This window comes from Cupriavidus sp. SIMBA_020, assembly GCF_046535395.1.
Classification (GTDB): domain Bacteria; phylum Pseudomonadota; class Gammaproteobacteria; order Burkholderiales; family Burkholderiaceae; genus Cupriavidus; species Cupriavidus campinensis.
The window spans coordinates 266,570-291,294 of the sequence record NZ_JAWRWU010000005.1; the positions used below are offsets into that span (position 1 = coordinate 266,570).

At 68.7% G+C, this 24,725-nt stretch carries 21 protein-coding genes; 9 read left to right on the forward strand and 12 right to left on the reverse strand.

What is annotated here, in order from left to right:
• Window positions 1-28: 28 nt before the first annotated feature.
• The 8 genes from SB751_RS12615 to SB751_RS12650 all read right to left on the reverse strand — a co-directional run bounded on the left by SB751_RS12615 (window position 29) and on the right by SB751_RS12650 (window position 10,207).
• Complete coding sequence (locus SB751_RS12615) at window positions 29-1,348, reverse strand: DUF1254 domain-containing protein (RefSeq protein ID WP_144197026.1); 1,320 nt, start codon at window positions 1,346-1,348, stop codon at window positions 29-31.
• A 23-nt stretch (window positions 1,349-1,371) separates the two neighbouring features.
• Entirely contained in the window at window positions 1,372-3,525 is a 2,154-nt protein-coding gene (locus SB751_RS12620) for an acetate--CoA ligase family protein (RefSeq protein WP_410748103.1), read from the reverse strand.
• Between the two features lie 99 nt (window positions 3,526-3,624).
• Window positions 3,625-4,698 (reverse strand): porin, encoded by a 1,074-nt coding sequence (locus SB751_RS12625; protein ID WP_377731544.1) that lies wholly within the window; start codon window positions 4,696-4,698, stop codon window positions 3,625-3,627.
• A gap of 46 nt (window positions 4,699-4,744) precedes the next feature.
• The gene (locus SB751_RS12630) at window positions 4,745-5,752 is read right to left on the reverse strand and encodes a Bug family tripartite tricarboxylate transporter substrate binding protein (protein WP_211942835.1); all 1,008 of its coding nucleotides are present in this window, start codon (window positions 5,750-5,752) and stop codon (window positions 4,745-4,747) included.
• 106 nt (window positions 5,753-5,858) lie between these two features.
• Entirely contained in the window at window positions 5,859-7,016 is a 1,158-nt protein-coding gene (locus SB751_RS12635; RefSeq protein WP_244844516.1) for an acyl-CoA dehydrogenase family protein, read from the reverse strand.
• A 65-nt stretch (window positions 7,017-7,081) separates the two neighbouring features.
• Window positions 7,082-8,278 (reverse strand): acyl-CoA dehydrogenase family protein, encoded by a 1,197-nt coding sequence (locus SB751_RS12640; protein WP_244844518.1) that lies wholly within the window; start codon window positions 8,276-8,278, stop codon window positions 7,082-7,084.
• On the reverse strand, window positions 8,271-8,981 hold the full coding sequence (locus SB751_RS12645; protein ID WP_211942807.1) for an enoyl-CoA hydratase/isomerase family protein: 711 nt from the start codon (window positions 8,979-8,981) through the stop codon (window positions 8,271-8,273). The genes SB751_RS12640 and SB751_RS12645 overlap by 8 nt, the downstream gene beginning before the upstream one ends.
• Complete coding sequence (locus tag SB751_RS12650; protein ID WP_211942808.1) at window positions 8,978-10,207, reverse strand: CaiB/BaiF CoA transferase family protein; 1,230 nt, start codon at window positions 10,205-10,207, stop codon at window positions 8,978-8,980. The genes SB751_RS12645 and SB751_RS12650 overlap by 4 nt, the downstream gene beginning before the upstream one ends.
• 193 nt (window positions 10,208-10,400) lie before the next feature.
• Between SB751_RS12650 and SB751_RS12655 the strand changes: the two genes are divergently transcribed.
• From SB751_RS12655 to SB751_RS12680, 6 genes are all read left to right on the forward strand, one after another.
• A complete protein-coding gene (locus SB751_RS12655) occupies window positions 10,401-11,402 on the forward strand; it encodes a LysR family transcriptional regulator (protein ID WP_410748104.1) in 1,002 nt (333 codons plus the stop codon).
• A gap of 200 nt (window positions 11,403-11,602) precedes the next feature.
• Window positions 11,603-12,865: an alkyl sulfatase dimerization domain-containing protein gene (locus SB751_RS12660; RefSeq protein WP_211942809.1), complete on the forward strand. Its 1,263-nt coding sequence runs from the start codon at window positions 11,603-11,605 to the stop codon at window positions 12,863-12,865.
• Between the two features lie 9 nt (window positions 12,866-12,874).
• A complete protein-coding gene (locus SB751_RS12665; protein WP_410748105.1) occupies window positions 12,875-13,900 on the forward strand; it encodes a Bug family tripartite tricarboxylate transporter substrate binding protein in 1,026 nt (341 codons plus the stop codon).
• Window positions 13,901-13,960: 60 nt separating this feature from the next.
• On the forward strand, window positions 13,961-15,163 hold the full coding sequence (locus SB751_RS12670) for a catalase family peroxidase (protein WP_246118927.1): 1,203 nt from the start codon (window positions 13,961-13,963) through the stop codon (window positions 15,161-15,163).
• Entirely contained in the window at window positions 15,160-15,702 is a 543-nt protein-coding gene (locus tag SB751_RS12675; RefSeq protein ID WP_144197029.1) for a cytochrome b, read from the forward strand. Before SB751_RS12670 ends, SB751_RS12675 begins: the two co-directional genes overlap by 4 nt.
• Window positions 15,703-15,709: 7 nt before the next feature.
• Window positions 15,710-16,990: a chloride channel protein gene (locus SB751_RS12680; protein ID WP_211942811.1), complete on the forward strand. Its 1,281-nt coding sequence runs from the start codon at window positions 15,710-15,712 to the stop codon at window positions 16,988-16,990.
• Here SB751_RS12680 and SB751_RS12685 read toward each other — a convergent pair.
• The 3 genes from SB751_RS12685 to SB751_RS12695 are packed head-to-tail and all read right to left on the reverse strand — an operon-like array spanning window position 16,974 to window position 20,776.
• On the reverse strand, window positions 16,974-18,152 hold the full coding sequence (locus SB751_RS12685; protein ID WP_144197031.1) for a thiolase family protein: 1,179 nt from the start codon (window positions 18,150-18,152) through the stop codon (window positions 16,974-16,976). The genes SB751_RS12680 and SB751_RS12685 overlap by 17 nt on opposite strands.
• 33 nt (window positions 18,153-18,185) lie before the next feature.
• The gene (locus tag SB751_RS12690; protein ID WP_410748106.1) at window positions 18,186-19,754 is read right to left on the reverse strand and encodes an AMP-binding protein; all 1,569 of its coding nucleotides are present in this window, start codon (window positions 19,752-19,754) and stop codon (window positions 18,186-18,188) included.
• An 11-nt stretch (window positions 19,755-19,765) separates the two neighbouring features.
• Window positions 19,766-20,776, reverse strand: a complete 1,011-nt coding sequence (locus tag SB751_RS12695; protein ID WP_144197033.1) for a Bug family tripartite tricarboxylate transporter substrate binding protein — start codon at window positions 20,774-20,776, stop codon at window positions 19,766-19,768.
• Window positions 20,777-20,847: 71 nt separating this feature from the next.
• Here SB751_RS12695 and SB751_RS12700 point away from each other — a divergent pair, with 71 nt between their 5' ends.
• Window positions 20,848-21,594 (forward strand): FadR/GntR family transcriptional regulator, encoded by a 747-nt coding sequence (locus SB751_RS12700; RefSeq protein WP_186296805.1) that lies wholly within the window; start codon window positions 20,848-20,850, stop codon window positions 21,592-21,594.
• Here the strand turns inward: SB751_RS12700 and SB751_RS12705 are convergent.
• Window positions 21,591-22,055 carry a winged helix-turn-helix transcriptional regulator gene (locus SB751_RS12705; RefSeq protein ID WP_211942813.1) on the reverse strand — a complete coding sequence of 155 codons (465 nt, stop codon included), beginning with the start codon at window positions 22,053-22,055 and terminating at the stop codon, window positions 21,591-21,593. The genes SB751_RS12700 and SB751_RS12705 overlap by 4 nt on opposite strands.
• A gap of 103 nt (window positions 22,056-22,158) precedes the next feature.
• Here SB751_RS12705 and SB751_RS12710 point away from each other — a divergent pair, with 103 nt between their 5' ends.
• Together SB751_RS12710 and SB751_RS12715 are read left to right on the forward strand one after the other, a co-directional pair.
• Window positions 22,159-23,307, forward strand: coding sequence for an MFS transporter (locus SB751_RS12710; protein ID WP_144197036.1), 1,149 nt, complete (start codon window positions 22,159-22,161; stop codon window positions 23,305-23,307).
• A 125-nt stretch (window positions 23,308-23,432) separates the two neighbouring features.
• A complete protein-coding gene (locus SB751_RS12715) occupies window positions 23,433-24,725 on the forward strand; it encodes a phospholipase D-like domain-containing protein (protein WP_144197037.1) in 1,293 nt (430 codons plus the stop codon).

Below are 24,725 nucleotides of genomic sequence, written 5' to 3' on the forward strand. Positions count from 1 at the left end.
TGTCTCCTGTCTTGTTCTGACGAGCTGCTCAGCCGGCGCGGCGCACGGCGGGGATGGTGTATTGGCCGTCCATGAACGCCTTGCCTGGGTGATAGAGCCGCAGGATCAGGTAGAACGGGCCTGCCGGCGCAGGCAGCCAGTTGTCATCCTGCGCGGGACGCGCGTGGCTCACGGGGATGACCAGCGTGCCATCGGCCTCCATGCGCAGGCCCGGCGTGCGGTCGCCCACGGCATAGCGGCCGATGGCATTGGCGGTGAAGAAGCGGTCCTCGCCATAGAGGGACACCGACCAGAACGCATCGGCCGGCGGCAGCATGCCCGGCGCGAAGCGCAGTTCGTAGGTGTTGCGGCCATCGAGCCGCTCGCCGTCGGCGTCGAAATCGGCCATGGCATAGACCGCCTCGTCCGCGCGCAGCGCGCCCAGCCCCTTCATGGCCGTGCAGGCGCGCAACAGCCAGTCGTCGCCATAGGTGCCAAGCCGCATGCTGTAGCCCCACGCCTTGTGGCCCTGGCTGCGGGTGTGCGCCTCGATGATGGCCAGGCCTTGCTGGTAGGCGCTGCGCAGGCCGGCCACGACCGGCGCCCGCAGGGAGGCGAAGTCAATCTCCTCCCCGAGCCGCAGCCCCGCCTTGCGCAGCAGCGTGAACAGCCCCTGCTCGGCAGTTGCGGGCGGGAAATCGCCCATCGCGCGGTACAGGTTCTGGAAGAAGTCGATGGCCGCATCGCCGGTTTCCTGCCAGTGCGCCACACTGGCGGGGCGTGCCGGCCCCGCGCTGCGCACGATCTCGAAGCCCTGTTCGAAGGCATACGCGCGCGGCAGGTCGTCGGGGCCCTGCACCAGCACGCGGCCGATCAGCCAGACCAGCGAGGTCGGCGCGCGGACGACCTGCGCGTGTGCCCCGGAAGGCTGCTGCCCGGGCCCGAGCAGTTCCACGTCCGCACCGGCGAGCGGCACATTGCGTGGCCCGAGGTTCGTGAAGTTGTTGGTGTGGGCATCGAGCAGTTCGATGACGTAGTAGCGGTCGGCGTCGGGCAGCGGCGGCACCCGCAGCGTGACCGGCCCATCGGCCAGATTCAGCCAGCCGCAGAAGTAGAGCAGGTCATTGGCCGGCGTCACGATGTCGCGGTCTTCGTGCGTCCACTGCCGTGCGCTGGCGGAGAGCGTGTTCATCGGCGCGCGGCCATAGCGCGTGGGCGCATCGACCGAGGTTTGCAGGCGGCAGGTGCGCAGTGTTTCGATCAGCGGATAGCCGTAGATCACGAGCGGCAGCGCGGCGGCGGCGACCAGGGCCTCCTGCGGGCTGGCATGGACGGGCGCGGCGAAGACAGGCGGTGCGGGATGGTTCATGTCGTTGGGCAAGGGGGTGGGGGTCAGCCGGGGTGGCGGAGCGTGATGACGGCGTCGGCGGCGCACAGGCCATCGGCGCCGACGATGAATGGGTTGATCTCGAGGGTATCGAGCCGGTCGCCGAGGGCGGCAGCGGCGCGCGAGACCTTGACGAGCACGTCGGCCACCGCGTCCAGATCAAGGGCCGGGCGGCCGCGATGCCCGGTGCAGAGGGCCTCCGCACGGCTCTGCGCGAGCATGGCGCGGGCGCGTGCCCGACTCAGCGGGGCGAGGCCGAACGCCATCTGCCGGAAAACCTCGACGGCGGTGCCGCCGATGCCGGCCAGCGCGACGAGGCCGAACACCGGGTCGCGCCGCACACCGACCATGATCTCGCCCCAGCCGCGCACCATGCGCGCGACGATGGCGCCTTCGAAGTGCGCGGGCTGGCCATCGGCATCACGCGTCTGCCGCACGGCGGCTTGCACGCGGGCGAAGGCGTTGCGCACGGCCGCCGCGTCCTTGAGATGCAGCACCACGCCGCCAATATCGCTCTTGTGCAAGATGGTGCGCGAGCACAGTTTCACGGCCACGGGGTAACCGAGCGATTCGGCGATGCGCACGGCCTCATCGGCGTCGTGCGCTACGCCGTGCGCCGCCACGGGCACGCCGGCTTCAGCCAGCCACGCCATCGCCTCGGCTTCCGACAGCGCGGTGGCGTGCCCGGGAAAATCCGGCGGGGCGATGGCAGCGGGCGGGGCGTGCGCCTCGGCCGGGGCGCTGGCCAATGCCTCCATGGCCGCCGCTTTCGCGAGCGCGGCCACGGCTTCCATCGTGTGGGCCGGTTCGCGGAACACCAGACATCCGCGTGATTCGAGCCAGGCGCGCTTCTCGTCGTCCATCACGCCCGATACCAGCAGCGGGGCGGATTCCGGCTCCGTGGCCAGTGTCGCCACGGTCTGCTGCAATTCGGTCCACAGGCGCGGGGCGTTGGCGCCGCCGGCCAGGAACGCGGCTACGCTGCCGTACTCGCCACAGCGGGCCACGCCGGCCAGCGCATCGAGAAAGACCTTCGGCTGCGCCACGACCTGCCCGGTCACGTCGATGGGATTGTTGGTGCTGGCGAAGGGGATGGCGGTGCGCAAGGCGTGGGCGGCTGCGTCGGGCATGGGCGGCAGCGGCAGTCCCAGCGACTCGGCACTGTCGGCCATCATGATGCCGACGCCGCCGGAGACCGTGACGATGGCTACCGGCGCCACCGCATCGGCCGGCAAGCCGCCGCGCGCATGCCAGCGCGTGGGCCGGCGCCCTCGCGCCAGCGTGTAGCCCAGGCGGAAGAAGGCTTCGAGCGTCGGGGCGCGATGCACGCCGTACTCGTCGAATACAGCCTGATAGACCGCATCTTCCCCCGCCAGGCTGGCGGTGTGGGATTGTGCGGCGCTGGCGCCGGCCGCCGTGGTGCCGACCTTGGTCATCACCACCGGTTTGCCGGCGTCACGCGCGGCAGCCAGCGCGCGGCGCAGCCGTGCGCCGTCCCGGGCGCCTTCCATATAGGTCAGGATCACGCGGGTATCGGGGTCGTGCGCCAGCCACTCGATCACATCGGCCACCTGCACGCCGGCTTCGTTGCCGGTGGTCACCCAGTGGCTCAGGCCGAGCCCGGCCTCGCGTGCCAGGGCAAACGCGTACGCCCCAAACGCGCCGCTCTGGCTGACCAGACCGACTTCGCCCACGGGCGGCACGCCAGTCAGCGGGATGGGCGAGAACGTGGCGAACATGCGCGCGCGCAGGTTCATCGCCCCGAGGCAGTTGGGGCCAAGGAGTTGCACGCCGTGCGCCTGCGCATTCGCGGCCAGCGTTTGCTGCAGGGCCGCGCTGCCGGCGACTTCCGCAAAGCCGGAGGTGAAGACCACGGCGGCGCGGGTGCCGGCGCGGCCAAGCTGGGTCATCACGTCCGGCGCGCTGGCTGCGGGCACGGCCACGATGGCCAGGTCCACCGGCTCGCCGATGGCGTCGATGGTGGGATAGGCGCGCAGCCCCTGCACCGTGTCCGCGCCGGGATTCACCGGGTAGACGCGGCCGGCATAGCCGAGTTCGCCGAGCAGGCGGATGGGCATGCCGCCCACCTTCTCGGGCTGTGTGGAGGCGCCGATGACCGCTATCGAGCGTGGACGCAGCAAGGGTTCCAGATCCAGCATGTTGTCTCCGTTTGGCGCGGCGTGGGGCACCGCTGTTGCAGAAATATAGACCGATCGCCGGCGTTCCGATACCGGCCGCCCGGGGTGTCTGCCGCGTGGTCAGAAGCGGTGCCGCAGGCCCACGCTGATCGAGCGCGCGTCATCGCCGCTGCCAGGATCAATCGCGATGCTGTTGTTGGAGACGCTGCCGCCCGGGCTGTTGTGCACATAGACCGCGCGCAGGTAGGCGGTGGTGCGCTTGCTCAGGTCATGGTCCCAGCCAATGGTCATCGACCATGGCCGTTCGTCGCCGCCCAACACCTGCCGCTTGAGCGCGGCGGCCTTGAAGGTGTCACGCGCAGTGACGTTCCAGCTGAACGTGACACCGTAATGGCGCGCCACGCGCGTATTGGGCAGCCGGCTGTTTGCCGTGCTGAACAGCAGGCCCACCTCCACCGGCTTGAAGCGGTACGAGCCGCCGACGAAGTGGTTGGACGTCAGCGCCGTCTCCACCTGCGGCGTGGCCGCGCCGGTGTACATGCCCTGGTAGCTGTAGAACGCGTAGGCGTTGCCGGCTTCGTAGGCGACGTTCATGCCGAAGTTGGTGCCAGAGCGTGGGGCCCCGGGCACTTCTCCCGGTGCCACGGCGGCGCCGAACGAGAAGCCGCCCCAATTCGGCGAGAAGTACTGCAGGGCATTGTCGAAGCGCGCGCCGTAAGCCACCTGGCCCGTGCCCTGTGACGCCGTGACGCTAAGCAGGTTGAACGGCGACACCATGCCGTTGAGCAGGAACGGGTCCAGCCGCAGCAGCGCGTAGAACGACGGCGTGTATTGGCGGCCCAACCGGACCTCGCCCCACGACTCGTTCGACAGCCCCATCCACGACTGGCGGCCGAACAGGCGGCCATTGCCGAAGAACTCGGCGCCGGTGTCGATATTGAAGCCCGATTCGACCAGGAAGTTGGCCTTGGTGCCGCCACCCAGATCCTCGATGCCGCGCAGCCCCCAGCGCGACGCGGCCTGCTGGCCCTCACGCATGCGCACCACGCTCTCCGATCCCCTGGCGTACTCGATCGACGCATCGACCACGCCGAACAACTGCACCGTCACGGCCGATGCGCTCCCGCATCCCACGGCGAGGCCCATGCTGATGGCACGTTGCAGGTTTCGCCAGCGGCTCGACTTCTCTCTCATTGCTGTCTCCCGTTCTTTGTTTTGGATGTTGTGTTGATACGTCTGGTTACTGCGGCGTCACGCCGGCGGTCTTCACCACCTCGCCCCACGCGCCGAGGTCGGCGCGCACCAGATCGCCGAGTTCGCCGGCCGTGGAGGGCTTGCCCGGCTTCAGGTACATCGCGGCAAAGCGCTGCTGTTCCTCGGGCGACTGGAGGATGCGGTTTACCTCGGCGTTGAGGCGATTGACGATCGGCGCAGGCAGGTTCTTCGGCCCGAACAGCGCAAGCCAGCTGGCCTGGTTGAAGGGGATACCCTGCTCGCCCATGGTGGGCACGTCCTGCGCGGTCAGCATCCGCTCCGGGCCGGACGCGGCCACGCCACGGATGCGGCCCGATTTCAGGTGCGGCACGACGGAGAGCGCATCGGTGAAGGCAATCGTCACGTGGCCGGCCGCCAGGTCGTTGGTGCACTGCACGGCGCTCTTGTAGGGCACGTGCCGCAGGCGCATGCCGGTCTTGGCCTTCAGGTACTCCATGGTGAGATGGCCGCCCGAGCCCACGCCCCAGGAGCAGTACGCCAGCTCCGTGGGACTGGCCTTGACGTAGGCGATCAGTTCCTTGAGGTTGTGCACGGGCACGGTGGAGGTGACGACGAGCAGATTGCCGCCGGGGGCGCTGGGCCGGGCGATGGGCGTGAAGTCCTTCAGCGGGTCGTAGGGCAGGTTGGCCGTGATCCACGGGTTCACGGTCAGCGTGGCCGAGTAGGTGAACAGCAGCGTGTAGCCATCGGGCTCCGCGCGGGACACCATCTCGCTGGCGATGATGCCGTTGGCGCCCGGGCGGTTGTCCACCACCACGGGCTTCTTCAGCGCGATCGACAATCGCTCCGCCACGAGGCGCGCGGTCTGGTCGGTCACGCTGCCTGCGGCGGACGGCAGGATCATGCGAATGGGCCGATTGGGGTAGGGCGCCGTTTCGGCATGGCCCAACGCGGGGCCCAGGCCGGACAACGTGGCGAGCGTTGCGGCAAGGGTCGGTAACACCCCGCGGATGCCAGTGTGCTGGCTTTCCATCATGCTGTCTCCGTAGCGGCGCATTGGCCGCGCAAGCCGGTACGTTGCCGGCGTGTCGTGGATGGGCGCACCTTGCGTCGGTGCGGCGCGCCCGGGTGAATGCCGCTCAGGCGGATGCCTGGGCGGCGGATTCGAGTGCATCCAGCCGGGCGAGATGCCAGTCGGCATCGCCGAACAGGTTCGCATGCGCGGCCAGCCGCTTGTAGCAATGGCCGACCTCCATCTCGTCGGTCATGCCCACGGCGCCATGCAGTTGCACGGCGTCTTCACCGAGCGCACGCCCGGCTGTGGAAACGAACGCCTTCGCGCAGGACACCGCGCGCATGCGCGTGACGTCATCGGCCTGCAACGCGGCCGCGGCGGCCTCCGTGATGGCGCGGGCCTGCTCGATGCTGACGAACAGATCGACCAGCCGGTGCCGGATCACCTGATTGGCGCTGAGCGGGCGGCCGAACTGCTGGCGCGTCATCACGTACTCCCGCGTCAGGGCGAAAGCCCGCGTCATGGCGCCAACCGCTTCGGCGCAGGCCATGACCGTGGCGCGGTCGATGGCGGCCTGCACCATCGGCCAGGCCGTGCCGGGCGGGCCGATACGGGTGTCGTCCGGCACAGTTACGCGCCGCAGCGTGACCGTGGCGGTCTGGCGGCCGTCGTAGGTGGGTAACGCCTGTACGCTGACGCCGCGCGCACCGGCGGGCACGGCGAACAGGGTCAGCCCATGGCGATCGCGGCGGGCGCCTGCGGTGCGGGCCAGCACCAGCAGCACATCGGCACATCCGCCGCCGAGCACAAGTGTCTTGCTGCCATCGAGCACCCATTGCGCGGTGCCACGCTGTTCCGCCTGCGTGGCGACGTCGAAGGCATCGTGGCGGCCTTGCGCCTCGAAGGCGGCCAAGGCGGCGAAGCTTTCCCCGGCGGCGATGGCCTCGGCCATGGCGAGATACGCCGTGTTGCCAGCGTTCGCCAGCAACGGCGCACACAGGGCCACGTTGGCCAGCCACGGCTCCGCCGGCATGGCTTGCCCCAGCGCCTCGGCCAGCAGGGCCTGATCCATGTCGTCACCGAGTCCGCCGCAGGCTTCCGGCAGGCCGAGCGCCAGCCAGCCCATCTCGGCGAACGTGCGCCAATGCCTGCGCGAGAACCCATCGGACTCTGCCAGCGCGGTCCGGCGCTGTGCGAAGTCATAGCCGCGCGCCACAAAGCGCTCCACGCTGGCCTGCAGCATGCGGCGCTCTTCGATGCGCGCGTCGTCGCGGTCTTCCATGCTTGAGTGTCCTGTCATGTGGTGTGGGTTGCCGGCCGGTTGAATCCGCAGCCGGTTGCCGTCCTTCAGAGTCCGAGTACCTGCTTGGCGAGCAGTTCGTGCTGGATTTCGCTCGACCCGCCGGCGATGGTGTAGCCGCGTGTCACGAAGCGGCGCGCCGAGGCGGCGGGTGTGTACGGCGAGCGATCCGGCTGCGTGGCGGGTGGCTCGAAGTGCGCGGCGCGGTCGTAGGCCAGCGTGTCCGGGCCCAGCGCATCCACCGCAAGGTTCTCGATGTCCTGGATCAACCGGCTGCCGATCAGCTTGAGCATGCCGGTCTCCGGCCCGAGCGCGCCGCCGGCCCGTTCGAGCCGCCGGAAGCGCAGCACCGTGGCCGCCAGTGTTTCCAGCCGCACCTCAAATTCCCGCAGGCGCCGCGCGAACCAGGGGCGGCGCAGCAGCGGTTCGCCGGCTTCCTCTACCTCGGCGCCAATCGCCCGTACCTTGGCCAGCCGCCGGCGGTTCTCGGCCACACGCGCCAGATTCAGCCGCTCGTGTTCCAGCAGTGACTTGGCGATGGACCAGCCCGCGTTCTCCTCGCCGACGCGCATGTCCACCGGCACTTCCACGTCATCGAGAAAGACCTGGTTGAACAGATGCCAGCCGTGAATGCCGATCAGCGGCCGTACGCTGACGCCGGGGCTGCGCATGTCGATCAGCAGGAAGCTGATGCCTTGCTGCGCGCGTGCCTCGGTATCGGTGCGCACCAGGCAGAACATCCAGTCCGCGTACTGCGCGTAGGACGTCCAGATCTTGCTGCCGTTGACCACGTAGACCTCGGTGCCGTCCGGGCGCGTCCGGCGCACCGCGCGGGTGCCCAGCGACGCCAGGTCCGACCCGGCATTCGGCTCGGAGTAGCCCTGGCACCACCAGTGTTCGAGATTGAGGATGCGCGGCAGGAAGTACTGCTGCTGGGCGGGCGTGCCGTAGCGGATCAGGATCGGGCCGATCATCTCGATCGATATGCCGCCGGTCTCGGGGGCGTGGGCCAGCACCAGCTCTTCCTGCAGCACGGCGCGCTGCGCGGCACTCCAGTCGGCCCCTTGCCAGGCGGCTGGCCAGTGCGGCGCGAGCCAGCCACGCGCGGCCAGCCGGCGCTGCCAGTCGATCATTTCGTCCTTGCTGACTTCGAGCCCGAGGCGCACTTTCTCGCGCACGGTTGGGGGCAGGGCCTCCGCCAAGAAGGCGCGGACCTCGCTACGCAGCGCTTCGAACTCAGCCATGACGGATCTCCTTGTCGGCGCAGGCATCGAACCAGTCGGCCGGCGGCAGGCGCGTGCTGGCGGCGCGCAGGCTGCCCTTGATGGTGGCCACCGCGTCGGCGGGGAAGCCCGCAATCGTCGCGGCCAGCGCCTGCGCACGGGCCACGACGTCCGCGTCGGCAATGACCTCCGTCGCGATGCCAAGCCGCAGGAGTTCGCTGGCCGGCACGCGCTCGCCCAGCAGGCACAGCCGCGCCGCCACGGCCTCGCCGTGCCGCAGGGCCAGCCAGGCGATATTGCGTGGCGCATTCATGCCGATGCGCACTTCCGCGATCTGCAGGAACGCCTGCGCCCCGCAGACCAGCAGGTCGCCGGCCAGCGCCAGCGCGGCGCCGCCGTTCACCGCGTGACGTTCGAGCGCGACGATCCACGCCTTGCGGCTGCGCATCAGGCCGCCATGCACGCGATCCCAGCGCGCCGCGAAGCCGCTCATGCCATCGGGATGCGCCTGCAGTGCTTTCAGATCGAGGCCGGAGCAGAACGCGCCGTTGGCGCCGCGCAGCACCACTGCGCGCAAGGCGGGCTCGCGTTCGAGCGATTCGATGGCCTCGCCGAGCGTTTCGGCGGTGGCCATGTCGATGGCATTGCGGGTTTCCGGCCGGTTCAGGGTGATCTCGGCCCAGCCGTCATGCCGGTCGAGCAGGATGGGGGTATCGCGTGTCATGCGCCGGCCTCCGTCATGTCGAGGGATTCGACGGCGATGGCGCGTGCCTGCGCCATCGTGCGAATCGTTGCGTTGTCATAGCCAAGTTCGCGCAGCACCGCGGCGGTGTGCTCGCCCAGCCTGGGCACGGAGGGCATGGCGGTGGGCGGCAGGCCGGCCATCGTGAAAGGCAGGCCCGGGAGGGCAAGCTCGCCACCCAGGCCGTCGCCGACGCGCATCAGGAGGCCGCTTGCCAGCACGTCGGCGCTGCGTTCCACCTGCCGGTAGTCGCGCACCACGCCCACCACCACCTGATGGCGCTCCAGCAGCGCGCGCGCCTGCTCCCCGGTGTATCCACGCAGGGCGGCGTGCAGCACGTCCAGCAGGGCCGGGCGGTGTTGCACGCGCAGCGGGTTGCTCGCGAAGCGCGGGTCCTGTGCCAGCGCGGGTTGGCCGATGGCCTCGCACAGCCGCACCCAGTGCTCGTCGAGGTAGGCCGACAGCACGATATGGCCATCGGCCACGGCGATGACATCCGCCGCCGGCGCGGCTTTCGGCTGGCTGTTGCCGCTGCGCACCGGCAGGGCGCCCGAGCACTGGTATTCGGACCAGAGTTGCGCCTGGAGCTGGATACCCACGGTCAGCAGCGAGGTCTCGATGGTCTCGCCCCGGCCGGTGCGCAGGCGCCGGAACAGCGCGGCGAGGATGGCGTTGGCGGTGGCCAGCGCCGTGGCCGCGTCGATCAGGGCGAAGCCGGCCTTCAAGGGCTGGCCGCCCGCTTCGCCGGTCACGGACATCATGCCGCTTTCGGCTTGCGCGGCGATGTCGAGCCCCGGCCGCAGGCGCGACGGGCCGCGCGTGCCAAAGCCGGTGACGGACGCGTGGATCAGCGCCGGTTTGGCGGCGCGCAGCGAGGCGGCGTCGAGGCCCATCGACTCCATCGTTCCCGGCCGGGCGTTGTGGAGCACCACGTCGCACGACAGGGCGAGCCGGCGGGCGGCCTCGGCGCCAGACGGCTGGCGCAGGTCCAGCGCCATGCCGCGCTTGCCACGGTTGTAGGCCAGGAACATCGGGCTTTGCGTGCTGGTGCCGTCGAAGCGCCGTGCGCTGTCGCCGCGCAGCGGCTCCACCTTGATCACGTCGGCGCCCAGGTCGGCCAGCATCATCGCGGCGCCGGGCGCGGCAATGAACTGGCCGAACTCGGCCACGCGGATGCCTGCCAGCGGCAGGTCTTCTGGAGTTGCCATCGATCTCTCGTTTCGTGACGATGCGTGGCATCAATGGAAGGGGATGATGGGGCACGCCTGGCACAGCCGGCAGCCTCCGCAAAAAGGGGTGCGATAACCCACGGTTAGCACCCCGGGTTATCACTGATGCCGGCAAATCCCGCTATGCTCGCAGGCAGGGCGTTACCACGCGGTCTTTGGGGGGAGGCGAGTCATGCGTCTGAGCCAGTTGCAGGATTTCATTGCCGTGGCGGAAAGCGGCAGCATTCGCGCCGGGGCCAAGGCGCGCGATGTATCGGCGCCGGCCATCACCAAGAGCATCCGCCAGCTCGAGGAAGAGCTGCACGTGCCACTTCTGACCCGCACCACGCGCGGCGTGGTGCTGTCGCGCTTCGGCGAGGCGTTCCTGCGCCGGGCGCGCCTGATCGCCACCGAGGCGCGCAAGGCCACGGAAGAGATGACCCAGATGCTGGGCACGCGCAACGGCGTGGTGCGCATCGGCGCCACGGGTGGGCCGGCTAACCTGCTGCTGCCGGCGGTGCTGAAGCGCTTCCGCACCCAGCATCCGGACGTGCAGGTCTGTATCGACAGCGGCGTCTATCCCGAACATCTGGCCGACCTGCGCGCGGGCGTGATGGACATGGCGGTGAGCCCGATTCCCGATGAGGGCATCGAACGCGAGTTTGTCTGCGAGCCGCTGTACAACAACGATTCGGTGGTGGTGGCGCATCAGGAGCATCCGCTGCGCCATGCGCGTACGCTGCGTGAACTGGTCAGCTCCGACTGGGTGCTGACCGGCCGGCGCATGCAGGGCCCGGGCGCGGCGATCCTCGACGCCTTCCGCGCGCAGGACCTGCCGCTGCCCCGCGTGGCGGTGCGCTGCGACACCATCGGCATGATCCAGACCCTGTTGCAGGACCGTTCGCTGCTGTGCCTGCTGCCGCGCCAGCTGGTGCCGGGGCGCCTGGCCACGGCCGGTCTGGTGGCGCTGCCGATCGAAGACCCGCTGCCGAGCCACGCGGTGAGCCTGATCTACCGTGCCGATTCGCCGATGACGCCGGTGGCGGAGCAGTTCGCCACGCTGCTGCGCCGTGAGGTGCATTACCTCAGCAAGATGCCGGACAGCCCGCTGCGGCGCCAGGTGCCGAACCCGGCACCTGCGGCCCGCGCAACCCCGATCCCGATCGCCCCGATCGCCCCGATGGTGGCTGGCTAGCGCAGCAGGCGCGCGCCGGGAATTCCCTGCGCCGCGCAGGTGATAACCGGCGGTTCACAGCGAAAATTTCGTACCCCCCGCCAGGGCGCGCCGGTGCTGGCGCCGCAGGCCGCGCGCCGTGCCGCCCGGGGACTTTCCCCACTGACGATAGTGCGCGGTCTGCGCGTGAAATGTCCCTTCGCCAAACTGGAAGGGATGCCATGAACGAGATCGAGGATCGTCCGGCCGCACTGATCACCGGCAAGGGGATCGACCGCATTGCCGAGGGTGTCTGGTTGCTGCACGGACAGGGCCAGACCTTCGTCGCCGACGTCGGCAACGGCCTGCTGGTGGTGGACAGCGGCCCCGGCGGGTCCGTAACGGCCGGCATGATCGAGGTGCTGCGCACGCAGACCCCGCTGCCGGTGATCGCACTCTGCTACAGCCACGGCCATCTCGGCTACAACGCGGGCGTGCAGCAGTGGATCGACCACGCCACGCAGCGCGGCGAGCCGGCGCCGCGTGTGCTGGCCCATGTGAACGTGCTGGCGCGCCAGAGCCGCTACCGCGAAACGCAGCGCCTGCAGGAGCGCATGGCCGAGATCCAGTTCCGGCATCGCGCCGGGGCGCTGGCCGGCAAGCTGCGGCAGACCACGCCGACCGAGACCTTCCGCGACGGCATGACCGTGGGGCACGGCGAGCGGCGCGCGGAAATTCTCTGGGCGCCCTCGGAGACCGACGATGCCGTGGCGGTCTGGCTGCCCGGCCGGCGGCTGCTCTATGGCGGCCCGGCCATCATCGATTCCATTCCCAATATCGGCACCCCGTTCCGCACCCTGCGCGACACCGTGCGCTGGGCCGAGACGCTGGAGCGGCTGGCCGGCCTGCGCCCGCAGACCGTGGTGCGCGAGTTCGGTGCCACGCTGGAAGGGGAGGACACCTGCCAGCACGTGCTGCTGCACACCGCGCGGGCCCTGCGCTGGATGCGCGAGGAGGTGGTCCGCCTGATGAATGCCGGCTGCAACGAGCGCGAGATGCTGGCGGCGCTGCGGCCGCCGCCGGACCTGTTCGAGCAGCCATGGATGCGGCCGACCTACGGCGACCCAAGCTACATCGCCCGTGACATCTACCGCTCCGAAAACGGCTGGTGGGACCGCAACGCCACCACGCTGCATCCGGCGGCGCCGCAGCAGGTGGCCAGCGAGATGGCGGCGGCCATCGACAACCACGGCGCGGTATTGCGGCACGCCCAGGCCCTGGCCGCGCGGGGCGACCTCCAGCTGGCGCTGCATGTGATCGACCTGCTGGCCCTGGTGCCCGGCGATGCACCACACGTGACCGAGGCGCGCCAGCTCAAGGCCGAATGGCTGCGCGCACGGGCCAAACAGGTACAGAGCTATGTGTCGCGCAGCCTGTACGTGGCGGCCGCCATGGTGCTGGAGGCGGGTTCGGCGGGTGTGGAAGACAACTTCGGCATTCACTGAGGCATGGCGATGACACGACGCTTCCCCCTTCCTGATGATGACGAGACCGACGCCGGACGCCGCACGCTGCTGAAGTCGATGGCGATGGCGATGCTAGGGCTGGCTGCTGCCGTAAAGCCGGCCGGCGCCGCCAGCCCATGGCCGTCCCGCCCGGTGCGGCTTGTGGTGCCGGGGTCCGCCGGCAGCGGCCCCGACCTGTTCGCCCGGCCCATCGCGGACCAGCTGGGCAAGGTCTTCGGGCAGTCCTTTGTGATCGACAACAAGCCCGGCGCCACCGGCATCATCGGCAATGACATCGTGGCCAAGGCCGCGCCGGACGGCCACACGCTGCTGTTCACCTACGCCGCCACGGTGGTCATCAACCAGACCCTCCAGCCGAAGATGCCGTACGATGGGCTGCGCGACCTGATTCCCGTGGTGCAGGTGGGGGCGGGCGGCAACTTCCTGGCGGTGGTGCCGGACTTTCCGGCGCGCGACCTGAAGTCCTTTGTGGAGCATGTACGCACGCGGCCGGACGCCTATGACTATGCGTCGTGGGGCATCGGGTCTGGCGGCCACCTGACCATGGAGGCCCTGAAGATGCAGACAGGCATCCGCATCCGGCACGTGCCGTACAAGACGGTGCCGCAGATCCTGAACGACATGCAGGGTGGCATCGTACGGGTGGCTTTTGTCGATACCTCCTCGTCGGTGCCGCTGATCCGCGCCGGCAAGCTGCGCGCGCTGGCCATCAGCGGCACCCGGCGCGCGCCGGCCACGCCCGAGGTGCTGACCATGACCGAACAGGGCTATCCGTTCGAGACCAACAGCTGGTACGGCATGTTCGCGCCGGCGGGCACCAGCGCCGCCATCGTGCAGCGGCTAAACGCCGAGGTGAACCGGATACTGACCAGCGCGGCTATGCGCGAGCGCTTCCTGCTGCTGAACATGGCAATGCCGCAGGTCAAGACCCCCGAGCAGTTCGCGCAGACTGTGCGCGACGACGTCTCGGCCTGGGGCCACGTCATCCGTACCAATCACATTTCCGTGGACTGAACAGGGGGGGGCGCGGCGGCGGGGTTATCGGGCGGGTCGCGCAGGTCGTGCAGGTCGCGCATGGCGGTGTGCGAATCGGACAAAGCGTTGCCTGTTCCAAACGCGCGCGCCGTGGAAATCGACAAGTATTGGTCTTCGGTACCCAAGGATCCTGTTCAACAAGGAGCGAACATGGACGAAGACCCCCGCAAACTCAGTCGCAATGCCGTTGCGATCCGGCTGGGCGCCATTGGCGCCGCCGTCGTCTGCATGGCGTGTGGCTTCGCCTATGTTGGCGGCTGGTTCACGCCTGGGCGGCTGACCCAGGGCAAGGTGATCGACGGCTTCGAGGCCGTCAACGGCAAGCACGTGGGCTTTCGGCGCAACCACGCCAAGGGACTGTGCGCGACCGGGTGGTTCGACAGCAACGGCGCGGGCGTGCCGTTCAGCAAGGCCGATGTGCTGGCGCCCGGGCGTGTGCCTGTCACTGCACGCTTTGCCTTCGCAGGCGGCATGCCGTTCATCCCGGACGCCCCGAATCTGGTGCGCAGCCTGGCGATGCAGTTGAAGCCGCCCGGCGGAGAAGAATGGCGGACCGCGATGATCGACATCCCGGTGTTTCCGTTCGACAACGTGCAGGCCTTCTACGCGCAGATGATCGCGTCGGTACCCGATCAGAAGACGGGCAAGCCCGACCCCGAGAAGATGAAGGCGTTTGCCGCCGCGCATCCGGCGTTCGTGTCGGCCGTCGGCATCGTGGGCAAGCGGGCGGTGTCTTCGGGTTTCGCAAACAGCACCTACAACGGGCTCGACACGTTCGTCTTTGTCAACCAGGCGGGCGCCTCCGTGCCGGTGCGCTGGTCCGCCGTGCCGGTTCAGCCGTTCGCGCCGGTGGGCCCGCAGGCGGCTGGCGATCCAAACTACCTGTTCAATGCCCTGATTGCCGACGCCGCACGTCAGCCATTGCAGTGGAAGATGGTGGTGACGATTGGCCACGCCGGCGATCCGGTCAGCCCGAACCTTCCCTGGCCCGACGACCGCACACACGTGGAGGTGGGTACCGTGACGCTCGACAAGCTGACGGCGGAAGACGCCGGAACCTGTACCGACATCAATTTCGATCCCACCGTGCTGCCGGCCGGCATGACGACGTCCGCGGATGGCATCCCGAGCGCCCGGTCGGCTGCCTATGCGCGGTCTTTCACCCTGCGGGAGCGAGAGCGCGCGGCCAAGCCGCCCGGTGCCGTCACCGAAGCCGAAGTGCAGGCAGGAGGTCGATCATGAGAACGACTGGCCGAGGCTTCTCGCTGCCTTCCCGACTGCTTCACTGGGCGATGGCCGTCCTCATCCTGGCCATGCTGTGTATCGGCGTCGGCATGGTGGCGACGGTCTCTCCGCGATATCTCGCGCTGCTGTCGCTGCACAAGACAATTGGTGTCGCCATCCTGTTGCTGGTGCTGGTCCGGATCATCAATCGCTTCATCCACCGTCCGCCGCCGTTGCCGCGGTCGATGCCTCGCGCACAACACCTTGCGGCGATTGCGTCGCACGTGCTGCTGTACGGCTTGATGCTGGCCATGCCGCTGATCGGTTGGGGCATGCTCTCGGCAGGGGGGTATCCGGTGGTGCTGGCCGGTGCGGTGCAGCTCCCGCCCATCTTGCCGCATCACGCCCAACTCTATGCGTGCTTGCGGCAGGCCCATGCGGTTGGGGCGTACCTGCTGCTGGGCGTCGTGCTGCTGCACATCGCGGCTGCGCTGTACCACGGCATGATCCGGCGCGATGGCGTGCTGGAATCGATGACGACGGGTACCCCACGCTAGGGGCAGGATGCGATCCGCGCACGGCACCCAGGCCGCCGCGACGGGGCGCCTGCTCCTTGCCGCCACGCTGACGGCAGTGGGCGCCGGCCTGGGCGGCATGGCCCTGGCACTGCTGCTCCATGCCATCCAGCACCTGGCCTATCACTACAGCCTCGCTCACGTGGTGAGCCATCAGAGCTTCCTGTCGGGCGTGGAGCGTGCCACGCCGCTACGGCGGCTGATGGTGGCGCTCTGCGCCGGCGTGGTGGCGGGGGTTGGCTGGTTCGCCGTCTATCGCTTCGGGCGGCCGCTCGTCAGCATCAAGCGGGCTGTGGATGAAGGCGCGCCGATGCCACCCGGGGCGACCCTCGCCCACGCGCTCCTGCAGATAGTCACCGTGGCACTGGGGTCTCCGCTGGGCCGTGAAGTGGCGCCACGCGAGATTGGCGCGCTGGTCGGCGGACGCTTGTCTTTGCTATTCGCGCTACCTGTGGCGCAACGGAGATGGATTGTGGCGGCCGGTGCGGGCGCGGGGCTTGCCGCGGTCTACGGCGTACCGCTGGCCGGTGCTGTCTTCACGCTCGAAGTCCTGCTCGGCACGTTTCACCCGGCTGCTGCGGCTCTGGCGTTGTTCATGTCGACGCTGGCCGCGCAAACGGCGTCGCTTGGACTCGGCACGAACGTGCAGTATGCCGTGCCAACGCTGGCGCCCGGCCACTGGCTCAGCGTGTGGGCCGTGTTGTTCGGCCCGATCTTCGGCATGGCCGGCGCTGCATTCAGCCGGGCGACTGCCGCTGCCCGCTCCCGCGCGCCGCGTGGCGCGTGGCTCCTGTGGCTTTGCCTGCTGAACTTTGCCGTGCTCGGCCTGCTGAGCATCCGCTTTCCCGAACTGCTTGGCAACGGCAAGGGCCCTGTCCAGCTCGGGTTCGAGGGTGAGCTGACGCCCGCTCTGGCATGCGCGTTGCTGGCGCTCAAAATGGGCGTCATCTGCGCATCGCTGCGCGCCGGTGCGGCGGGTGGCTTGCTGACCCCCGGACTGGCCTGCGGGGCCTTGCTGGCCGTCGCCGGCGGCGCCCTTTGGAACATCGCCTTGCCCGGCATCTCGCCGGGCGCCTGCGCCATCGTGGGCGGGGCGGCCTTCCTCGCCGCATCGATGCGCATGCCCCTGACCGCCATCGTCCTGGTTGCCGAATTCACGCATCTGCCCTATGCACTGGCGCCGCCGCTCTTGCTTGCGGTGGCGGGGGCGGTGTGGGCGCAAAAGCTCTGCGCCGACCACGCCCGCGCACCGCTCAGAGCCGCTCGATGATCGTCGCGTTGGCCATGCCGCCGGCTTCGCAGATCGCCTGGAGGCCGTAGCGGCCCTTGTTGTCTTCCAGCGCGTGCAGCAGGGTGGTCATGATGCGCGCCCCGGAGGCGCCCAGCGGGTGGCCCAGGGAGATCGCGCCCCCGCGCGGGTTGAGCCGTGCGGGATCGGCGCCGAGTTCGCGCTGCCAGATCATCGGCACGGGCGCGAACGCCTCATTGACTTCGCAATGCGACATGTCTGCCATCGTCAGGCCGCTCTTCCTGAGGACGCGCTGGCTGGCGGGGATGGGGGCGGTCAGCATCAGCATCGGGCTATCGCCGCAGACGTCGAAGCCGGCGAAGCGGGCGCGTGCGTTGCAACCGAGCCGGGATGCCATGCGCTCGCTCATCAGCAGCAGCGCCGAGGCGCCGTCCGTCATCTGGGAGGAATTCCCGGCCGTGATGTGCCAGCCGACTTCGGGGAAGCGCGCGGCCAGTTCATCGGTGCGGAAGGCCGGCTTCAAGGTGGCGAGACTGGCGGGCGAGGTGTCCGGCCGGATGGTTTCATCGACTTCCACCACGCCACGCGGGGTGACGATCGGCAGGATCTCGCGCCGGAATGCGCCCTGTTCCCGGGCCAACTGGGCGCGGCGGTGGGACTCCGCCGAATAGGCATCGAGTGCCTCCCGCGAGAGCGCGCCCCGGCTGGCCATCAGTTCCGCCGCCACGCCTTGCGACACCAGACCGGGCGCGTAGCGCTTGGCAAACGAGGGGCCGTAAGGGTCTTGCCCCATGCGCGCCGTGCCCATCGGCACGCGGCTCATCGACTCCACGCCGCAGGCGATCACGATGTCGTAGACCCCCGCCATGATCCCCTGCGCGGCGAAATGGATGGCCTGCTGGCTGGAGCCGCACTTGCGGTCGATGGTGGTCGAGGGCACGTGCTCCGGGAAGCCGGCGGCCAGCCAGGCCACGCGGCCGGGCGTGGCGGACTGCTCGCCCACCTGGCTGACGCAGCCGGTAATGACGTCGTCGACCATGCCCGGGTCCAGCCGGTTACGCTCGACCAGCCCTTTCAGGAGCTGCGCCAGCAGTTCGGCGGGGTGGACTTCGGCAAAGGCGGCGCCGGGTTTGGCGCGGCCCATGGGCGTGCGGATGGCGTCGATGATGAAAGCTTGCTGCATGCGGGTCTCCAGAGGGTCTGTTGTCTGTGTCGATTAACTGACCTGACGGTCCTGCCCGCCCCAGTAACGGGCCCGCAGGGATTTCTTGTCGAGTTTGCCGAGCGAGGTGAGCGGCAGCGCCGTCTCGAACGAGACGGACTTTGGCGCGCACACCACGCCCTTGTGCGCGGTGACGAAGTCGATCAGCGCCTGCTCGGTGACCGATGCATCCGGCTTGAGCACGACCAGCGCGGTCACGGCTTCGCCCCACTTGGCGTGCGGCACGCCAATCACCGCCGACATGGCGACGGCGGGGTGCGCGGCCAGGCAGTTCTCCACCTCGCTCGAGTAGACGTTGAAGCCGCCGGAGATGATCATGTCCTTGGCCCGGTCGACCAGATACAGGTAGCCGGCGGCGTCGCGGCGCGCCATGTCGCCCGTATGGAGCCAGTCCCCGGCCAGCGTCTTCGCGGTTTCCTCCGGCCGGTTCAGGTAGCCCGACATCACCAGCGGGCCGCGTACGCACAGTTCGCCGATCTCGCCCGGTGGCACTTCCCGTAGCTGCGTATCCAGCAGGCGCACGTCGTTGCCCGGAATCGGGCGTCCGCAGGAGCCCATCAGATGGGGGCGGGCGGGGTCGTGCTCGTCCGCGCGCAGGTAGGTCACCGTCATCGGCGCCTCGGCCTGGCCGTAGATCTGACCGAAAATCCGGCCGATCCGCCCGATCGCCTCGGCCAGCCGGGCCGGCGCGATGGGCGCGGCGCCGTACCAGATGCGGTGCAGGCTGGACAGGTCATGGCCCGCCAGCCCCGGGAAGTCGAGCAGCCCGTAGATCTGGCTCGGCACCAGGAAGGTACAGGTGATGCGGTGGCGCGCAACGGCTTCGAGGAAGGCCAGCGGATCGTATTTGTCCATGAAAACCACCGTGCCGCCCTGCAGGAAGGTGGGCAGGATGGCGGCGCCCGCCGCGTGGGAGATGGGCGTCGTGGCGAGGAACCGCGCCTCGTCGGGCCACTCCCAGCAGGCCAGCTGCTGCAGCGTCATCGTCACGGCGGTCCGGTGAGACTGGACCACACCCTTGGACTTGCCCGTGGTGCCACCGGTGTAGCCGATCTTGAAGACATCGCCGGCTTGCACGTCGAGCGGGAAGTCGCCGGCGTCCATGGTCGCGGCGGCCGCCACCAGGTCGGTGCCGAACGGCGCCGGGCCCAGCGTCAGCACATGCCTGACGATGCCGAGCCCGGCCAGCGCCGCGCCGCGCTCGCCGTGCCGGGGCGTGTCGATCACCAGCGCCTGGATGCCGGCATCGCGCAGCACGAAAGCCTGATCCTCGGCGGAGCCGAGCGGGTGCAGCGCCGTGTAGCGCAAGCCAAGGAGCTGGGCGGCGATGATCGCGGCCATGGCATCGACACGATTGCCGGCCAGCATGGCGATGCCATCCTGGCGGCGCAGGCCGATCGACAGGAAGAGCCGCGCTATCTGGTGGCAGCGGGCCTCGAGTTCGCCGTAGGTCAGGCGAATGTCCTGCCCGACCAGCGCCTCGCGGTCGGCAAACGTCTTGAATGCCGAACGGTACAGCGCGGCGACGGTGGTGCAGCCGTAGAGTTGTCCTGTGTCCCCCATCTCACATCTCCTTACTGCTTTTCAATATGGGTGGCGTCGGCAAGTTCAGCGAAGCGGTCGGAATCCGATTTCATCTCCTTGAAGAAGGCTTCCGGGGTGCTGCCTTCCACGCCGAAGTCCAGCTTCTCCAGGCGCGACTTGACCTCGGGGTCGGCCAGCGCGGTGTTCAGGGCGCCGTTGAGCTTGCGCACCACGCCGTCGGGCGTGCCCTTCGGCACCAGCATGCCGACGTAGGACTGGTCATCGAAGCCCTTCAGGCCGAGTTCCGCCAGCGTGGGCACATCGGGAAGGGAGGGCAGCCGCTTCGGGCCGAATACCGCGAGCGGCTTGGTGGCACCGCTGGCGATAAAGGGCTTCTGCGCGGCCACGGTGTCGATCAGCATGTCCACGCGGTCGCCCTGGATGTCGTTCATCGCGGCGGGCACGCCGTTGTAGGGCACCTTGACGATGCGGGTGTTGGCGAGCCGGTTGAGGCGCGCGTAGTAAAGCTCGAAGACGCCGGCAGTGACCGCCATGGTGGAGCTTCCCGGCTGCTTCTTCTCCAGGTCCATGGCCTGCTTGAAGGTGTCAGCCGGATAGGACTTGCGGGCAACCAGCACCAGATTGAGGTTGACCGCCTTGCCCACGGGCGAAAAACTCTTCTCGAAGTCCACCGGAGGGTTCTTATATAGCGCGCGGGCGACCACGAGCGGCGCACCGCCCATCAGCACCGTGTAGCCGTCTGGCTGGCTGCCGGCCACGAACTGCGCGCCGATCGCCCCGGAGGCCCCCGGCTTGTTGACCACCATGACCGACTGGCCGAGCACGCGCGTCATGCGGTCGGCCAGGACGCGGGCTACGATGTCGTTTGCACCGCCCGCCTGATAGACCACCACCAGCTTGACCGGCTGCGTCGGATACGTGGCGTCCCGCTGGGCGTGAGCGGTGCCGCCGATCAGCGTCGAGGCCAGCAAGGTGGCTGTTGCCGCCAGCCACGCACGGCGCGGGGAGGGGGTTCTCGTGGGCAGGTGCATTGTCGTCATCGTCGTCTCCTTTAGCCTTATCATTGGCGTGCCATAATGGCTTAATGGTTGAACCATTCTATCGGCAAACGATGACTACAAAACTAGACCCTCGGGTAAATCCTGACGATGTGGCGCAGACGCCATTTCGGCCGATTGCGGTCCGGCGTGCGGCGGACGAGATCGCGAACCAGATCCGCAAGGAGATCGCCGGGGGACGCCTGAAGCCGGGCACGCGCCTGCCGGCGGAGCGGCAACTGGCTGCGGAGCTCGGGGTATCGCGCAATACCCTTCGCGAGGCGGTGCGCTCGCTTGAGCAGTCCGGGCTGGTGGAGACCAAGAAGGGCGCGCATGGCGGGATCTTCATTACCCGCGCCGATGGCTCAGTGGTGATCGAGGGGCTGATGGACCTCTACCGCCTCGGCGGCATTACGCCGCGCCAGCTCATCCAGGCCCATATCTCGATCGAGCCCGCCATCGTGCGCGAGGCCTGCCGGCTGGCGACGGAAGACGACGTGGCCCGGCTCTATCGCAATATCGATGCCGCCGAGGCCGCCACGGCGGCTGGCGAATTCGAGAAGCGGTTCACCTTGAACCATGAGTTCCACAAGATGCTGGCGCGCATCGCCGGCAACCCGATCCTGGTCGTCTTCATGGACGGGCTGATTTCGCTACTGGTGGAGTTCATCCTGCGGATCGGCACCTACGAGAACGAAGAAATTTTCGCGTCGCGGCGCCGATTCATGGCGCATTTCGCGCGTGGCGACGCCGAGGCTGCCGAGCAGGAGATGCTGCGATCGCTGGAGCGGTTCCTGGAGGGGTATTTCCCGCACGACTAGCGGCCGGCCAGCTTCCGCACTTCGGCATCGTGGGGCATCAGCGTGCTGCCATCGTGCGCGCGCGGCACCATGCGCGGAATCGGCTTGCCCGAGGTCCGCTCCACCAGATCCGAGTGCGGCTCTCCCTGTGTGAACAGATGACTCTCGGCCCATTGCCGCAGCGCCACCACCACGGGGAAGAGTTCCTCGCCCCGGGGCGTGAGCACGTATTCCTGATAGGCGCTGCCGTCTGAGGCGGGTTGCTGGTCGAGGATGCCGGCTTCCACCAGCCGGCGCAGCCGGTCCGCCAGCACGTTGCGCGCCATGCCCAGATTGCGCTGAAAATCGCTGAAGCGGCGCATGCCGTCGAAGGCATCGCGCACGATCAGCAGCGACCAGCGGTCGCCAATCACATTGACGCTTCTCGCCACCGGACAGGCTTCGGCTTCGGCGTGGGCTTCAGCCGCTTTGTCATCACGCATCTCATTGTCCCTCGATCGCCGCAAGTGGTTGCATTTTAAAACCACTTCCGCTAGCCTTCAACTGGTTTTAATTTGCAACTAGTTATGGGGGGGTAGATTGCGTATGCGTCGGAGCCTGATGCTGCTGTTTGCCTGCGCCAGTGGCCTGAGCGTGGCCAATGTCTACTATGCGCAGCCGCTGCTGGACGCCCTGGCGCGCGACTTCGCCATTCCGGCCTTCGCCATTGGCGGGGTGGTCACCGTCACGCAAGTTGGCTGCGCGCTGGCCCTGGTGCTGCTGGTGCCATTGGGCGATGTCTTCGCGCGGCGGCACCTGATGCTGGCGCAGGCGCTGGCTCTGGTGCTCGCGCTGGTGGCGGTGGGGCTGTCGTCCTCCACGGTTGGCCTGTTCGGCGCGATGTGCCTCACCGGCATGCTCGGTACGGCCATGACGCAGGGGCTGATTGCCTACGCCGCAGCCGCTGCGCCGGCGCAGGAACGTGGCCGCGTGGTCGGCGCGGCCCAGAGTGGCGTCTTCCTCGGCTTGCTGCTCGCCCGCGTGGTGGCAGGCGTGGTCAGCGACCTGGCCGGATGGCGCGCGGTGTACTTCGGCTCGGCCAGCGCCATGCTGTTGCTGGCGGCGGGGCTCTGGGCGCGACTGCCCAGCTTGCCGGCCGCTGCCCAGCGCATCGGCTACCCGGCGCTGCTCGTGTCGATGTTCGGGCTGCTGCGCCATAACCGGGTCTTGCAGGTACGCGGCATGCTTGCGCTGCTGATGTTCGCGGCGTTCAACATCTTCTGGAGCGCGCTGGTGCTGCCGCTGAGCGCGCCGCCCTATGCGTTCTCGCACACGGCCATCGGCGCGTTCGGGCTGGTGGGGGCGCTCGGCGCGCTGGCCGGCGCCGGCGCGGGGCGGCAGGTGGATCGGGGGTTTGGCGAGCGCACCACGCTGCTGGCGCTGCTGTGCCTGATCGCGGCATGGCTGCCACTGGCCGGCATGACGGTATCGCTGTGGGCGCTCGTGCCGGGAATCCTGCTGCTCGACCTCGGCGGCCAGGCGCTGCACGTGACCAATCAGAGCCTGATCCTCAATACCCAGCCGGACGCCCAGGGCCGGCTCGTGGGCGTCTACATGCTGTTCTACGCGGTGGGCAGCGCGCTGGGCGCTTTCGGTACCTCGGTGGCCTACGCGGTGGCGGGGTGGGGCGGGGTTTGCACGCTCGGCGCGCTGGTCAGCCTGGTGGCGCTGGTGTTCTGGGCGAGGGCGCGATAGTGATTCGCATTTGCAAGTGACGAACGTTGGGTCGGTCCCACACCCCCGGGGGCTGCAATCCGCCAAAATTCGTCCACACTGCATGTTCGAGGAGCGCCGTCTCCCCTATAAAAGGAAGCCTGCCGATGCGCCACGTTCATGGAAGAGCCCGGACCACGTGGTATGTGCTGCTTGCCGTCATCCTCACGGCGGTCTTTGGCCTGCTGGCCTATAACCTGTTCGGCGGGGAGAAGCGCATCGAGCACCGGCTGGAGCGGCTCTACGCGACCGAAGACCCGCAGTTTTCCCGGGAACTGGGCGTCCTGCTGGGGCCGCCAGTGGTTGGCGGCAACGCCTATCGCGTGCTGAAGAATGGCGACGAGATCTTCCCCGCGATGCTCGGCGCCATTCGCGCTGCGCAGCAGACCATTACCTTCGAGTCATACATCTACTGGTCTGGCGAGATTGGCCGGGAGTTCGCGCAGGCGCTGGCCGAACGCGCGAAGGCCGGCGTGAAGGTGCATGTCCTGCTGGACTGGGTGGGAAGCCAGAAGGTGGACGACGCCGTGCTGCACATCATGTCGGACGCCGGCGTTGCCTTGCAGCGCTATCACCCGGTGCACTGGTACACGCTTGGCAAGCTCAACAACCGTACCCACCGGAAGCTCCTGATCGTCGACGGCAGGATCGGCTTCACCGGCGGCGTGGGCATTGCGCCGGAATGGACCGGCCACGCCCAGGACCCCCAGCATTGGCGCGACACGCATTTCCAGGTCGAAGGCCCCGTGGTGGCCCAGATGCAGTCGGTCTTCCTCGACAACTGGATCAAGGTGAGCGGCGAAGTCCCCCACGGCCCGGGGTATTTCCCGGCATTGCCGGAGGTGGGCAAGGGCATGGCGCAGATGTTCAGCAGTTCCCCCACCGGCGGCAGCGAGAACATGGCGCTGATGTACCTGCTCGCCATCACCGCCGCCACGCGCACCATTGACTTGTCGGCGGCGTACTTCGTGCCGGACGACCTGACGCGGAAGGCACTGGTCGCCGCGCTCAAGCGCGGCGTCAGGGTCCGGATCATCGTGCCGGGCGAGCATATCGACTCGGAAACCTCCCGTTCGGCGTCGCGGGCCCAATGGGGCGAGCCGCTGGCGGCCGGCGCGCTGATCGCCGAGTACGCGCCCACGATGTATCACTGCAAGGTGATGATCGTGGACGGGTTCCTGGTGTCGGTTGGCTCGACCAACTTCGACAATCGCTCCTTCCGCCTGAACGACGAGGCCACGCTCAATATTCTCGATCGGGACTTCGCGGCCGAACAGACGCGCATATTCGAGGACGACCTGGCCTTGTCCCGGCCGATCTCGCTGGCAGCATGGTCCAACCGGCCGTGGCGCGAGAAGCTTGCCGATCGGCTGAGTTCGCTGCTGGCCTCGCAGCTATAG